The sequence below is a fragment of the Isoptericola sp. NPDC055881 genome, assembly GCF_053615895.1.
Genome location: NZ_JBSHCR010000013.1, coordinates 68334 through 81990, shown reverse-complemented (window position 1 = coordinate 81990; position 13657 = coordinate 68334). Strand labels below are relative to the sequence as shown.

12 protein-coding genes are annotated in these 13657 nt (G+C 73.1%); 7 read left to right on the top strand and 5 right to left on the bottom strand.

Annotation, left to right across the window (positions count from 1 at the left end; translation table 11 throughout):
- Positions 1-193 precede the first annotated feature (193 nt).
- The 5 genes from ACWGKI_RS06675 (at position 194) to ACWGKI_RS06655 (ending at position 4135) form a co-directional block, all read left to right on the top strand.
- A complete protein-coding gene (locus tag ACWGKI_RS06675; RefSeq protein WP_380245485.1) occupies positions 194-1393 on the top strand; it encodes a phosphoglycerate kinase in 1200 nt (399 codons plus the stop codon).
- Between the two features lie 64 nt (positions 1394-1457).
- Positions 1458-2225 carry a triose-phosphate isomerase gene (gene tpiA, locus ACWGKI_RS06670; RefSeq protein ID WP_452185697.1) on the top strand — a complete coding sequence of 256 codons (768 nt, stop codon included), beginning with the start codon at positions 1458-1460 and terminating at the stop codon, positions 2223-2225.
- A 183-nt stretch (positions 2226-2408) separates the two neighbouring features.
- A complete protein-coding gene (secG, locus tag ACWGKI_RS06665; protein ID WP_452185689.1) occupies positions 2409-2651 on the top strand; it encodes a preprotein translocase subunit SecG in 243 nt (80 codons plus the stop codon).
- 134 nt (positions 2652-2785) lie between these two features.
- Positions 2786-3151: an RNA polymerase-binding protein RbpA gene (locus ACWGKI_RS06660; RefSeq protein WP_380245483.1), complete on the top strand. Its 366-nt coding sequence runs from the start codon at positions 2786-2788 to the stop codon at positions 3149-3151.
- Positions 3152-3238: 87 nt separating this feature from the next.
- Positions 3239-4135, top strand: a complete 897-nt coding sequence (locus ACWGKI_RS06655) for a phenylalanine 4-monooxygenase (protein ID WP_452185687.1) — start codon at positions 3239-3241, stop codon at positions 4133-4135.
- A 76-nt stretch (positions 4136-4211) separates the two neighbouring features.
- On the opposite strand, the gene pgl is transcribed toward ACWGKI_RS06655, so the two are convergent.
- The 5 genes from pgl to tkt form a co-directional block, all read right to left on the bottom strand.
- Positions 4212-5015, bottom strand: a complete 804-nt coding sequence (gene pgl, locus ACWGKI_RS06650; RefSeq protein ID WP_452185685.1) for a 6-phosphogluconolactonase — start codon at positions 5013-5015, stop codon at positions 4212-4214.
- The gene (opcA, locus tag ACWGKI_RS06645) at positions 5012-5962 is read right to left on the bottom strand and encodes a glucose-6-phosphate dehydrogenase assembly protein OpcA (RefSeq protein ID WP_380245558.1); all 951 of its coding nucleotides are present in this window, start codon (positions 5960-5962) and stop codon (positions 5012-5014) included. Before opcA ends, pgl begins: the two co-directional genes overlap by 4 nt.
- Positions 5963-6035: 73 nt before the next feature.
- Entirely contained in the window at positions 6036-7577 is a 1542-nt protein-coding gene (gene zwf, locus ACWGKI_RS06640; RefSeq protein ID WP_380245557.1) for a glucose-6-phosphate dehydrogenase, read from the bottom strand.
- Positions 7578-7654: 77 nt separating this feature from the next.
- Entirely contained in the window at positions 7655-8773 is a 1119-nt protein-coding gene (gene tal, locus ACWGKI_RS06635) for a transaldolase (RefSeq protein WP_452185683.1), read from the bottom strand.
- Positions 8774-8871: 98 nt separating this feature from the next.
- Complete coding sequence (tkt, locus tag ACWGKI_RS06630) at positions 8872-11007, bottom strand: transketolase (protein WP_452185681.1); 2136 nt, start codon at positions 11005-11007, stop codon at positions 8872-8874.
- Between the two features lie 414 nt (positions 11008-11421).
- Here tkt and ACWGKI_RS06625 point away from each other — a divergent pair, with 414 nt between their 5' ends.
- Both ACWGKI_RS06625 and xerD read left to right on the top strand, forming a co-directional pair.
- On the top strand, positions 11422-12480 hold the full coding sequence (locus tag ACWGKI_RS06625) for a heme o synthase (RefSeq protein ID WP_452185679.1): 1059 nt from the start codon (positions 11422-11424) through the stop codon (positions 12478-12480).
- A gap of 58 nt (positions 12481-12538) precedes the next feature.
- The gene (gene xerD / locus ACWGKI_RS06620; protein ID WP_452185677.1) at positions 12539-13525 is read left to right on the top strand and encodes a site-specific tyrosine recombinase XerD; all 987 of its coding nucleotides are present in this window, start codon (positions 12539-12541) and stop codon (positions 13523-13525) included.
- Positions 13526-13657 lie beyond the last annotated feature (132 nt).

The window sequence follows — 13657 nt, the reverse complement described above, 5'->3', positions numbered from 1 at the left end:
GATATCTCCACGAACATAGTCGTGGCCCGCGTCTTTTGTGTAAAAGAGCCCGCTCGCGCGTGAGCCCCGCCGCCCGCGGGCGCGCCGAACTCCGGCCGCGCACGCGGACGTCGTCATGTACGGAACAGATCACCCTCGCCCGGCACGTGCGGCGACGCAGCGCGCACCGGGCCCTGACGGACAGGTGTGCCTCATGAAGACCATCGACACCCTGGGCGAGCTGCGCGGCAAGCGCGTCCTCGTCCGCTCGGACTTCAACGTGCCGCTCGACGGCACCACCATCACCGACGACGGCCGCATCAAGGCCGCGCTGCCGACCCTGCGGCGCCTCGTCGACGCCGGCGCGCGCGTGGTCGTCACGGCCCACCTCGGCCGCCCCAAGGGGGAGCCGAACCCCGACTACTCCCTGGCGCCCGTGGCGGCCCGCCTCGGCGAGCTGCTCGGCCAGGACGTCACCCTGGCGTCGGACGTGACCGGCCCGTCGGCCCAGGAGACCGTCGCCGCGCTGGCGGACGGCCAGGTGGCCCTGCTGGAGAACGTCCGGTTCGACGCCCGGGAGACCTCGAAGGTCGACGCCGAGCGCGAGGAGCTGGCCGGTGAGCTCGCCGCGCTGGCGGACGCGTTCGTCTCCGACGGCTTCGGCGTCGTGCACCGCAAGCAGGCCTCGGTCTACGACGTGGCCAAGGTGCTGCCCGCCGCCGCCGGCGACCTGGTCCTCAAGGAGGTCGAGTCGCTGTCGCGCGCCACGACCGACCCGCAGCGCCCCTACGCGGTGGTGCTGGGCGGCTCGAAGGTCTCCGACAAGCTCGGGGTCATCGAGAACCTGCTCACCAAGGCCGACCGCCTCCTCATCGGCGGCGGCATGGTCTTCACCTTCCTCGCGGCGCAGGGCCACTCCGTCGGCTCGTCGCTCCTCGAGGCCGACCAGGTGGACACGGTGAAGGGCTACCTGGCGCAGGCCGCCGAGGCCGGTGTCGAGATCGTGCTGCCCACGGACATCGTGGCCGCCGACTCGTTCGCCGCCGACGCTCCCCACCGCACCGTGCCGGCCGACCAGATCCCCGACGGCACGATGGGCCTCGACATCGGCCCGGACTCCGGCGCGCTGTTCGCGTCGCGGCTGGCCGACGCGAAGACCATCGTCTGGAACGGCCCGATGGGCGTCTTCGAGTTCGACGCCTTCGCCGCGGGGACGCGCGCGGTGGCCCAGGGCATCGTCGACGCCACCGCCGCGGGCGCCTTCTCGATCGTCGGCGGCGGCGACTCGGCCGCGGCCGTGCGCGTGCTCGGCTTCGACGAGGACGGCTTCAGCCACATCTCCACGGGCGGCGGCGCGAGCCTGGAGCTCCTGGAGGGCAAGGAGCTCCCGGGGCTCGCCGTCCTCGGCGCCTGACACCCACGACCCCTCAGCACGAGAGAACAAGGAGCCCATCGTGGCCACCACCCGCACGCCCCTGATGGCGGGCAACTGGAAGATGAACCTGGACCACACCGAGGCGATCGCCGCGGTGCAGAAGCTCGCGTGGACGCTCAAGGACGCGAAGCACGACTACGAGGCCGTCGAGGTGGCCGTCCTGGCGCCGTTCACGGACCTGCGCTCGGTCCAGACCCTCGTCGACGCCGACAAGCTCGACGTGCGCTACGGCGCGCAGGACCTGTCGACGCACGCCTCCGGCGCCTACACGGGCGAGATCTCCGGCCCGATGCTCGCGCGCCTCGGCTGCACCTACGTGGCCGTGGGCCACTCGGAGCGCCGCGAGTACCACGCCGAGGACGACGCCGTGGTCAACGCCAAGGTGCGCGCCGCCTTCGAGCACGGTCTCGTGCCGATCCTGTGCGTGGGCGAGGGCCTGGACGTCCGCAAGGCGGGCGAGCAGGTCTCGTACACCCTGGCGCAGGTCGACGCGGCGCTCGCCGAGGTCACCCCGGAGCAGGCGGCTCAGGTCGTCATCGCCTACGAGCCCGTGTGGGCCATCGGCACGGGCGAGGTCGCGACCCCCGAGGACGCGCAGGAGGTCTGCGGCGCGATCCGTGGTCGCCTCGCCGAGCTGTACGACGCCGAGCTCGCCGCGGGCGTCCGCGTGCTGTACGGCGGCTCCGTGAAGTCGGGCAACGTCGCGCAGATCATGGCGCAGCCCGACGTCGACGGCGCCCTCGTGGGCGGCGCGAGCCTCGACCCGGTCGAGTTCGCGAAGATCGCGCGCTACCAGTCGCACGTCGCCTGACACGACCGTGTGACGGCGGGCCACGCCCGTCCGACGGACGCCTCTTCGGATCGTCACCAGATGGAGACATCGGTGTTCGCTTCGAGAGGCGTCCGTCACTTACTCTTGACCCGGCCGGGACGACGTCCCGGCACCGAACCCGTCCCGCGGGACGGACGACGAACGAGGACAGCCGAGGACACCGTGGACGTTTTGCAGATCATCCTTCAGGTTCTTCTGGTGATCACCAGCGCCTTCCTGACCCTGCTCATCCTGATGCACAAGGGCAAGGGCGGCGGGCTGTCCGACATGTTCGGCGGGGGTGTCTCGAGCGCGGCCGGGAGCTCCGGCGTCGCGGAGCGCAACCTCAACCGGATCACGGTGAGCTTTGCGCTCGTCTGGATCGTCGTGATCGTGCTGCTCGGCCTCATCACGAAGGTCAGCTGACAGCACGACGCGACCGTCGCCGGCTCCGGCCGGCGCGGGGGCACGCGGGCCGGGCGACGACGCCCCGGACCAGCGGTTCACGAAGATCGTCCGTGGGCGAACGCCCACTGAGTCGAAGGTGAGGACGACAGGACGTGGCTACAGCCGGTCATGCGATCCGGGGCTCGCGCGTGGGCGCGGGACCCCTGGGAGAGTCCGAGCGCGGCGATGCGGCACCCCGGGTGCGGGTGTCGTACTGGTGCGCGAACGGGCACGAGACGACGCCGAGCTTCTCGGCGAACGAGGACGTGGAGGCGCCGGAGTTCTGGGACTGCCCCCGGTGCGGCTTCCCTGCGGGCCTGGACGCGGCGAACCCGCCGTCGCCGGTGCGCAACGAGCCGTACAAGACCCATCTGGCGTACGTGAAGGAGCGGCGGTCCGCGGAGGACGGCGCAGCCCTGCTGGAGGAGGCGCTGGCGACGCTGCGGGCGCGCCGCACCACGCTGCGCCAGGCCAGCTGATCGCTCGCGCGGTGCCGCGGGGCCGACGCCCCGGGGCACCGCGCCGTCCACCTGTCGAGACAGGGGCGCCGGGCGTAGTCTTTCGGCATGTTTGAGGAAGGTCAGCTCTACGCCCCCGTCACCGAGGACGAGAACGGCGTCACGGTGCACCTCACCGACGACCACCCCGGCGCGAACGACCCGGAGTACCGCCGCCGTCGCGAGGCCATCGCCGGCCCCGCGCTGCGCTGGTCGCCCGGCGACCCGGTGCCCAGGGTGGAGTACACCGACGCGGAGAACGAGATCTGGCGCACCGTGTGCACCGAGCTCGCACCCAAGCACGAGCGCCTCGCGATCCGCGGCTACCTCGAGGGCAAGGAGGCCCTCGGTCTGCCCACGGACCACGTCCCCCAGCTCGACGAGGTGAGCGCCGGGCTCGAGCCGCTGAGCGGCTTCCGCCTCCATCCGGCCGCGGGCCTCGTACCCCTGGACCAGTTCTACGGGTCGCTCGCGGACGGCGTCTTCCACTCCACGCAGTACCTGCGGCACGGCTCGCAGCCGCTGTACACCCCCGAGCCCGACATCATCCACGAGGTGGTGGGGCACGGGAACCTGCTCGCCAACCCGGCGATCGCCGAGGTGAAGCGTCGCGCCGGCGAGGCGGCGCGACGCTGCGAGACCCCAGAAGGCCTGCAGTTCGTCGCGGACGTCTTCTGGTTCACCATCGAGTTCGGCGTCATGTACGAGGACGGCGACCTGCGCGCCTACGGCGCCGGTCTGCTGTCCTCCTACGGCGAGATCGAGGAGTTCCGCGGCGCGACCATCCTGCCGCTCGACTTCTACTCCATGGGCACGGTCGAGTACGACATCTCGCACTACCAGCCGACACTGTTCGCCTGTGACGGGATGAGCGAGCTGACCGAGCGGGTCGGGCAGTTCTTCGCGGACTTCGACGACGACACCCCGGGCCGGCTGCTCGCGGAGCGGCACCGCTCGGCGAGCTGACCCCGACGCGCGACGGCCCCCTCGTCCTGGGACGAGGGGGCCGTCGCGCCGTGGGCGTGCGCGCGGAGGTGCCGACTCAGGAGGACGGGGCCGCCGCGGCGGCGTCGAGGAGCCACAGGGTGCGCTCGGTGCCGTGCGCGCCCGCGGCGGGCACCTCGGCGACCGGGCCGCGCGCCAGGGCGGCGGCGGCCTGGGCCGCCTTCTCCGCCCCGGCCGCCACCACCCACACCTCGCGCGCGCGGCGCAGGGCGTCGAACGTCAGCGAGACGCGCTCGGGCGGCGGCTTCGGGGAGCCGTGCACCCCGACCGTGGCGCCCCGGGCCGCGAGGCCCGCGTGGCCGGGGAACAGCGAGGCGACGTGCCCGTCCGGCCCCATGCCGAGCAGCAGGACGTCGAACTCCGGCACCGCCGGGCCGTCCCCGTCGGCAGCCGCGGGGGAGAAGCGCGCCAGCTCCGCGGCGTACGCCTCGGCGGCCTGCTCCGGGGTCTGGACGCGCACGCCGTCGACGACGGCGCCGAGGGCGGGCATCGCGTGCACGTGGTCGGCCGGCAGGCCCGACCCGTCGATCAGGGCGTCCACGAGTGCCGCCCGGGCCTGGGTCTCGTTCCGGTCGGCGTCGCCGTCGGGCAGGAAGCGCTCGTCGCCCCACCACAGGTGCACGCCCGACCAGTCCACGGCCGCCGACAGCGGGCTCGCGGCCACCGCGGCGAGCGTCTTGATGCCCACCGTCCCGCCGGTCAGGACGGCGTGCACCGGGGTGCGCACCGACTGCACGTCGAGCAGCCGCGTGAGCAGGCGCGCGGCGGCCGCCTCGGCGAGGACGTCGGCGTCCGGGTGGACGACGACCAGCGGCGCGGTGCCGCCGTCCGTCGCGCTCACGCGCTGGCCTTCTTCTTCGCCTTGACGGTCTCGACCCGGGAGAGCCCCTTCGTGAGGACCTCGCCGTACAGCTCGTCGGGGTCGAGGCGCCGCAGCTCCTCGATGAGCGCCTCGCTCAGCGCGCGGATCGGCAGGGCCATCCGCCGCTCGGGCTTCTCGGGCTGGGTGATCGCCACGACGCGGCCGTCCGGCCGGTCGAGCACGATGGGGCCGCTCTTGCGCTCCAAGGTCACCCGTGTGATGGCGTCGTCGCTGTCCGTGCGCACGACGGTGGCCGGGCAGCGCAGGCGCTGGCCGAGCCAGGCCGCGAGCAGGTCGAGCGACGTGTGCTCCTCCTGGCCCTCGACGCGCACCGCGGTCACCGGCTCGAACGGCGGCTGCTCGACTGCCGCGGCGATGAGGCCGCGCCAGAGGGTGACGCGCGCCCACGCCAGGTCCGTGTCGCCGGGCTGGAACGTGCCGGCCAGGCGGTGCAGCATGGCGACCGGGTCGGCGGCCGTCGTGGTGTCGGTGATCCGGCGCTGCGCCATCGCGCCCATCGGGTCACCGGTCGGGTCGTCGGGACCGCCCGTCGGCCACCACACGACGATCGGCGCGTCGGGCAGCAGCAGCGGCATGACGAGCGTGTCCGGGTGGTCGAGCATCGGCCGCCCGGCCCGCAGGACGACGACCTCGGACGCGCCGGCGTCGCCGCCCACACGGATCTCGGCGTCGAGGCGCGGGGCGGAGGCGTCGCGCTGCGCGAGCGGGGCGACGACGATGACGCGGCAGGGGTGCTCGTGGCTCGCCTGGTTCGCGGCGTGCACCGAGTCCTCGATGTCCGCCTCCTCGGCGACGACGACGAGGGTCAGGACACGGCCGAGCGCGACGGCGCCGCCCTCGTCCCGCAGGTGGGCGAGCCGCTTGCCGACCGCGTTGGTGGTCGTGTCCGGCATGTCGATGATCATCGGAGAGCTCCTGGGTGGGTGCGGCTCGCCGCGGCGCGGGCGGCGTCGTGCGGGGGACGGGCCGGGCGGGCGGTCACGGCCGCCGCCACGACCGGCCGTCGCGGGCCATCATCGCGTCCGCCGAGGGCGGGCCCCAGGTACCCGACGGGTACGGCTCCGGCTTGCCCTTGCTCGCCCAGTACGACGTGATCGGGTCGAGGATCTTCCAGGAGAGCTCGACCTCCTCGCGCGTCGGGAAGAGCGGCGGGTCGCCGAGCAGCACGTCGAGGATGAGCCGCTCGTAGGCCTCCGGCGACGACTCCGTGAAGGAGTGGCCGTAGCCGAAGTCCATCGTCACGTCGCGCACCTCCATGGCGGTGCCCGGCACCTTCGCGCCGAACCGGAGCGTGACGCCCTCGTCCGGCTGCACGCGGATGACCAGGGCGTTGCTGCCCAGGTCGGACGTGAGGGACGACTCGAACGGCAGGTGCGGAGCCTTCTTGAACACCACGGCCACCTCGGTGACGCGCCGGCCCAGGCGCTTGCCCGTGCGGAGGTAGAAGGGCACCCCCGCCCAGCGGCGGTTGTCGATCTCGAGCTTGACGGCGGCGAACGTCTCGGTCGTGGAGTCGGGGTTGAAGCCCTCCTCCTCGAGGAACCCGACGACCTTCTCGCCGCCCTGCCACGCGGCGGCGTACTGCCCGCGGGCCGTGTGCCGGCCGAGGTCGCGGGGGAGGCGTACCGACGACAGCGCCTTGATCTTCTCGGCGCGCAGGGCGTCGGCGTCGAAGTTCACCGGCTCCTCCATGGCGACGAGGGCCAGGAGCTGCAGGAGGTGGTTCTGGATGACGTCCCGTGCGGCGCCGATGCCGTCGTAGTAGCTGGCGCGCCCGCCGATGCCGATGTCCTCGGCCATCGTGATCTGCACGTGGTCCACGTAGTTGTTGTTCCACAGCGGCTCGAACATCTGGTTCGCGAACCGCAGGGCGAGGAGGTTCTGGACCGTCTCCTTGCCGAGGTAGTGGTCGATACGGAAGACCGACTCGGGGTCGAAGACCTGGGAGACCACCGCATCGAGCTCGCGGGCGCTCTCGAGGTCGTGGCCGAACGGCTTCTCGATGACGACGCGGCGCCAGGCGTCCTCGGACGACTTCGACAGGCCGGACTCGGACAGCTGCCGGCACACGACGGGGAACGCGCTGGGCGGCACCGACAGGTAGAACGCGTGGTTGCCACCCGTGCCGCGCTCGGCGTCGAGCTGCTCGACGGTCTGGCGCAGCCGCTCGAAGGCGTCGTCGTCGTCGAACGACCCCTGGACGAACCGGATGCCCTCGGCGAGCTGGCGCCACGTGGCCTCGCGGAACGGGGTGCGGGCGTGCTCCTTGACCGCGTCGTGCACGACCTGCGCGAAGTCCTGGTCCTCCCAGTCGCGGCGGGCGAAGCCCGTCAGCGCGAAGCCGGGCGGCAGCAGCCCGCGGTTCGCCAGGTCGTACACGGCGGGCATGAGCTTCTTGCGCGACAGGTCGCCCGTGACGCCGAAGATCACGAGCCCGCAGGGGCCGGCGATGCGGGGGAGGCGCAGGTCGAGGGGGTCGCGCAGCGGGTTGTGCTCGGCGGTGATCTTGGCCGGTCTCACGAGGTGGGCACCGTTCTTCGTCGTGCGGGCGGGAGGTGTGCGGCCCGGGGCGCCCGCTGGCGCCCCGGGCGGGGGCGTCAGGCGCCCTGGGCCTTCAGGCCCGCGGAGGCGGTGTCCAGGAGCTCGGTCCACGAGTCCTCGAACTTGCGGACGCCGTCGGTCTCGAGGTGGTCGGTGACCTCGCGCAGGGAGACCCCGAGCGACTCGATGGTCTCGACGGTGCGGCGGGCCGCGTCCGCGGTGCCGCGCACGGTGTCGCCCGTGACGGTGCCGTGGTCGGCGAACGCCTGGAGCGTGGGCTCGGGCATGGTGTTGACCACGCCGTCGGTCACGAGCTCGGAGACGTACAGCGTGTCGGGGTACTCGGGGTTCTTCACGCCGGTGGACGCCCACAGCGGGCGCTGCGGGTGGGCGCCGGACGCGGCGAGGGAGCGCCACTGGTCCGTGGCGAGGAACTGCTCGTACGCCTCGAACGCGAGGCGGGCGTTGGCGACGGCGGCCTGCCCGCGCAGGTCGAGCGCCTCCGGCGTACCGATCTTCTCCAGCGCGGCGTCCACCGAGGAGTCCACGCGGGACACGAAGAAGGAGGCGACGGACCCGATCGGGGCGAGGTCGATGCCGTCCGCGCGCGCCTGCTCGAGGCCGATCGCGAACGCCTCCATGACGGCGCGGTAGCGCTCGATCGAGAAGATCAGGGTCACGTTGACGCTGATGCCCTGGGCGAGGGTCCGCGAGATCGCGTCGAGTCCCGGCACGGTGGCGGGGATCTTGATGAACACGTTGGGGCGGTCGACCGTGCGCCACAGCCGCTCCGCGACCACGACGGTCTTGTCGGCGTCGTACGCGAGACGGGGGTCGACCTCGATGGACACGCGACCGTCCACGCCGTCGGTGGCGTCGTAGACGGGGCGCAGGAGGTCCGCCGCGGTGCGCACGTCGTCGGTCGTGATGGTCTCGACGGCGGCGTCCACCGCTGTGCCCGCGAGCTCGGTCAGCTGCGCGTCGTAGGCGTCGCCGCTGGCCAGAGCCTTCGCGAAGATCGTCGGGTTGGTCGTCACGCCGACGACGCCGCGCTCGGCGACCAGCGCGGCGAGGTTCCCGCTGCGCAGCCGCTCGCGCGACAGGTCGTCGAGCCAGATGGACACCCCGGCAGCGGTCAGGTCGGTGATCGGTGCGGGGACGGTGCTCTGCGTCATCGGACGTCCTTCCGGGTCGGTGGCCCCGCCGGTGGTGTCTCGACGGGGGCCGGGTGGGGCGCCGGCGAGCGGCGCCCCACCTGGGAATCTACGAGTGCTCAGGCAGCGTCGCCAGCGCCGCGCACGGCGGCGAGGGACTCCCGGGCCGCGGCCGCGACGGCCTCCGCGGTGATCCCGAACTCGCGGTACAGCGTCTGGTAGTCCGCGGACGCGCCGTAGTGCTCCAGGGAGACGCTGCGGCCGGCGTCGCCGACCACGTCGCGCCAGCCCTGGGCGATGCCCGCCTCGACGGAGACGCGCGCCTTCACGACCGACGGCAGCACGGACTCGCGGTACGCCTCGTCCTGCTTGTCGAACCACTCGCGGCTCGGCATCGACACGACGCGGGCGGCGACGCCCTCGGCGGCCAGCGCCTCGCGCGCCTCGACGGCGAGCTGCACCTCGGAGCCGGTGCCGACCAGGATCACGTCGGGCGCGCCGGTCTCGTCGTTCGTGGCGTCCAGGAGGGTGTAGGCGCCCTTGAGGGTGCCCTCGGCACCGGCGAAGCCGTCGGTGCCGCGCGGGAACGTGGGCACGTTCTGCCGGGTGAGGACGATGCCCGCCGGGTTCGCGGTGTTCTCGAGGATCCCGCGCCAGGCCCAGGCGGTCTCGTTCGCGTCGGCGGGGCGCACGACGTCGAGGCCGGGGATGGCGCGCAGCGCGGCGAGGTGCTCGACGGGCTGGTGCGTGGGGCCGTCCTCGCCGAGCCCGATCGAGTCGTGGGTCCACACGAACGTGGTGGGGATCTCCATGAGGGCGGCGAGGCGCACCGACGCACGCATGTAGTCGGCGAACTGCAGGAACGTGCCGCCGTACGGGCGGGTCAGGCCGTGCAGCACGATGCCGTTGAGGATCGACCCCATGCCGTGCTCGCGGATGCCGAAGTGCAGCGTGCGGCCGTACGGGTGGCCCGGGAACTTCTTCGTCGCGTGCTCGACGGGGATGAAGGACGGCTCGCCGTCCATCGTCGTGTTGTTCGAGCCCGCGAGGTCGGCGGAGCCGCCCCACAGCTCGGGCAGCACGTCCTTGAGGGCGGTGAGGACCTTGCCGGACGCCGCGCGGGTGGCGACACCCTTCTCGGACGCCTCGAAGACGGGCAGCTCGTCGGTCCAGCCCGCGGGCAGCTCGTGGGCCACGAGTCGGTCGAGCAGCGCGGCGCGCTCCGGCGTGGCGGTGCGCCACGCGTCGTACGAGCGGTCCCAGGCGGCGCGCTGCTCCGACTGACGCTCGGCGACGGAGCGCGTGTACGCGAGCACCTCGTCGTCGATGGCGAACGTGGCCTCCGGGTCGAGACCCAGGGCCGTCTTGAGGCCCGCGACCTCGTCGCTGCCCATCGCCGAGCCGTGGATGCCACCGGTGTTCTGCTTGGTGGGCGACGGCCAACCGATGATGGTGCGCAGCGCGATGAACGACGGCCGGTCGGTCTCCGCCTTCGCGGCGGCGATCGCGGCCGCCAGCGCCTCGACGTCCTCGGCGTAGCCGGTGCCGCCCGAGGTCCAGTCGACCTCCTGGGTGTGCCAGCCGTAGGCCGCGTAGCGGGCGACGGTGTCCTCCGTGAAGGAGATGTCGGTGTCGTCCTCGATCGAGATCTTGTTCTGGTCCCAGATGACGACCAGGTTGCCCAGCTTCTGGGTGCCGGCGAGCGACGACGCCTCGGACGTGACGCCCTCCTGGAGGTCGCCGTCGGAGGCGATCACGAAGACGTGGTGGTCGAAGGGCGACTCGCCCGGCGCGGCGTCGGGGTCGAGCAGCCCGCGCTCGCGGCGCGCTGCCATCGCCATGCCGACCGACGAGGCCAGACCCTGGCCGAGCGGGCCGGTCGTGATCTCGACGCCGGGGGTGTGGCGGAACTCCGGGTGGCCGGGGGTCTGCGAGCCCCAGGTCCGCAGGGCCTCGAGGTCGGCCATCTCCATGCCGTAGCCGGCGAGGAACAGCTGCAGGTACAGCGTGAGCGACGAGTGGCCCGCGGAGAGGACGAACCGGTCACGACCGACCCAGTGCGGGTCGGACGGGTCGTGCCGCATCGTCTTCTGGAAGAGCAGGTACGCGGCGGGAGCCAGGGAGATGGCGGTGCCGGGGTGGCCGTTGCCGACCTTCTCGACGGCGTCGGCCGCCAGCGCCTTGATGGTCTTCACCGCGCGGTCGTCGAGCGAGTTCCACTCGAGCGGGGCGACGACGGGGTCGAACGCGTTCACAGATGTGCCTCTTTCCTGCCCGGAGCGAGCCCCCGGGTGATTGCTGCTGCTCTGCCGGTACGGGGCGCCGCAGGCTCGGACCCGGCAGGATCCGACGCGTCGCGGCGGGGCACGGCGGCAGGGGCCGGACCGGACGGGCGGCCCGCTGTTCACCGTTGTGCAGCACCACCCTAGCGCCGAGCATTCCCGCGTCGCCTGTCGCGGCGGGCTCCGTCCCACCTGGTGGGCGGAGGCGGTACGGGGCGGCGGGCGGGCCGTCCGGCGGGGGAGGTGACACCGGGTCGGACATTTCTCACAGCGGGTGGGTCGTGACCCGGGCCGCCCCGCCGATGACCTCGGCGTACGATGAGGCGGCGACCGAACGACGTCGCCCGAGCTCCCCGGACCCCCAGCCGAGAACGGACCAGCACGCGCGTGAGCACCACGAGCACCACGACGCCCCACCCCTCGACGCCCACCCGTGCTGCGGTGCGGGCGGAGCGGGAGCGTGCCGATGCCGTCCGGGCGGACCGCCGCGGCGCGGCCGCGGACACGAGCGAGGGACAGGACCACGAGCCGGGCCACGGATCGGGCCACGGATCGGGCAAGGGGTGGCGCGACCGTGTCAGCGCGTACGTCGCCCTGACGAAGCCGCGCATCATCGAGCTCCTGCTCGTCACCACCCTCCCCACGATGATCCTGGCCGAGGGCGGGCTGCCGTCGCTGGGGCTCGTGCTCCTGACGCTCGTCGGCGGCACGCTGGCGGCCGCGTCGGCGAACGTCTTCAACTGCTACCTGGACCGCGACATCGACCAGGTGATGAACCGGACCAAGCGACGCCCGCTGGCCACGGGAGAGATCACCCCGCGGGCCGCGCTGATCTTCGCGACGGCGCTCGGCGTCGTGTCCCTGCTGTGGTTCGCCCTGCTGGTCAACGTCCCGTCGGCCTGGCTGACCTTCGCCGCGATCGCCATCTACGTCGTCGGCTACACGATGATCCTCAAGCGGCGCACGCCGCAGAACATCGTGTGGGGCGGCATCGCGGGCTGCATGCCCGTCTTCATCGGCTGGGCCGCGGTCACCGGGTCCCTCAGCTGGGCGGCCGTGGCGCTGTTCGGCGTCATCTTCTTCTGGACGCCCCCGCACTACTGGCCGCTGTCGGTGAAGTTCAAGAGGGACTACGCCAACGCCGGCGTCCCGATGCTCCCCGTGGTCGCCACCGACCGGCGCGTGGCCGTCGAGATGGTCGCGCACACGGCCGCGATGATCGCCTGCTCCCTCGCGCTCGTCCCGCTCGCCGGGATGTCGTGGTTCTACACCGTCGTCGCGATCGCCTCCGGCGCCTGGTTCCTGTACCTCGTGATCGCGATGCTGCGCCGCGCCGGTCACCCCGAGCGCGGCAAGCTCGGTGCGATGAAGGTCTTCCACGGCTCGATCACGTACCTCACCGTGCTGTTCATCGCCGTGGCGGTGGACGTCTTCCTGCCGTTCTGACCGGGCACGCGCCGACCCGCTCGGCCGCGTCGTCGCTGGCACGGGGCATGATGGGCCGGTGCCCGACTCGTCGCCCGTCCCGCCCCTGCCGCCCGCGCTGACGACCGCCCTGCAGGAGTACCTCGCGCACCTCGGGGTGGAGCGTGGGCTGTCGGCGAACACCGTGACGGCCTACCGGCGCGACCTCGACCGTTACGCCCGCCACCTCGCCGCCACCGGGCGGCCCGGGCTGGACGCCGTGGGCGAGCAGGACGTCGAGGGCTACGTGGTGGTGCTGCGGCAGGGGTCGGACGGCGGCGCCCCGCTCTCGCCGTCGTCCACCGCGCGCGCCCTCGCCGCCGTGCGTGGCTGGCACCGCTTCGCGCACGCCGAGGGCGTGACGCGTGCCGACCCCGCCTCGCAGGTGCACGCGCCGAGCACCCTGCGCCGTCTGCCCCATGCGCTGTCGGTCGACGAGGTGGCCCGGCTGCTCGACGCGGCGGGCGCCGGCGACGGTGCGGTCCCGCTGCGCGACCGGGCGCTGCTGGAGCTGCTGTACTCCACCGGCGGACGCATCAGCGAGGTCGTGGGGCTCGACGTCGACGACGTGGACGGGCTTGCGGACGGCGCCCGGGACGACGATCTGGCGGGCGCGGGCTCCGTGCGGCTGCGGGGCAAGGGGGACAAGGAACGGGTGGTCCCGGTCGGGTCGTACGCCCGCACCGCCCTCGAGGCCTATCTCGTGCGGGCCAGGGTGCCGCTCGCGTCCGCGGGCCGGGGCACCCCGGCGCTGTTCCTCAACACCCGCGGCGCCCGGCTGTCGCGGCAGAGCGCCTGGTCGGTGCTCCAGGGCGCGGCGGAGCGCGCCGGCCTGACGCAGCACGTGTCCCCGCACACGCTGCGGCACTCCTTCGCGACCCACCTGCTGGCCGGCGGCGCCGACGTCCGCGTGGTGCAGGAGCTGCTCGGCCACGCGTCCGTGACCACCACGCAGATCTACACGATGGTGACCCCCGACGCGCTGCGCGAGGTGTACGCCGCCGCGCACCCGCGTGCCCTCGGCTGACGCCCCGGTGTCCCAACGTGCGTGCTGACTTGATCCTCATCACGCGGTCTTGAGGATCAGGTCAGCACCCACGATGCGATGCCGGCGGCGAAGGGCGGCGCGCCCGGCGTGCCGCCCGGGCCCCGCCAGGGG

Bases quoted from the DNA above. Each gene is read 5' to 3' on its own strand.
- ACWGKI_RS06675 (WP_380245485.1), top strand. From the start codon at position 194: ATGAAGACCATCGACACCCTGGGCGAGCTGCGCGGCAAGCGCGTCCTC.
- tpiA (WP_452185697.1), top strand. From the start codon at position 1,458: ATGGCGGGCAACTGGAAGATGAACCTGGACCACACCGAGGCGATCGCC.
- ACWGKI_RS06655 (WP_452185687.1), top strand. From the start codon at position 3,239: ATGTTTGAGGAAGGTCAGCTCTACGCCCCCGTCACCGAGGACGAGAAC.
- opcA (WP_380245558.1), bottom strand. From the start codon at position 5,962: ATGATCATCGACATGCCGGACACGACCACCAACGCGGTCGGCAAGCGG.
- tal (WP_452185683.1), bottom strand. From the start codon at position 8,773: ATGACGCAGAGCACCGTCCCCGCACCGATCACCGACCTGACCGCTGCC.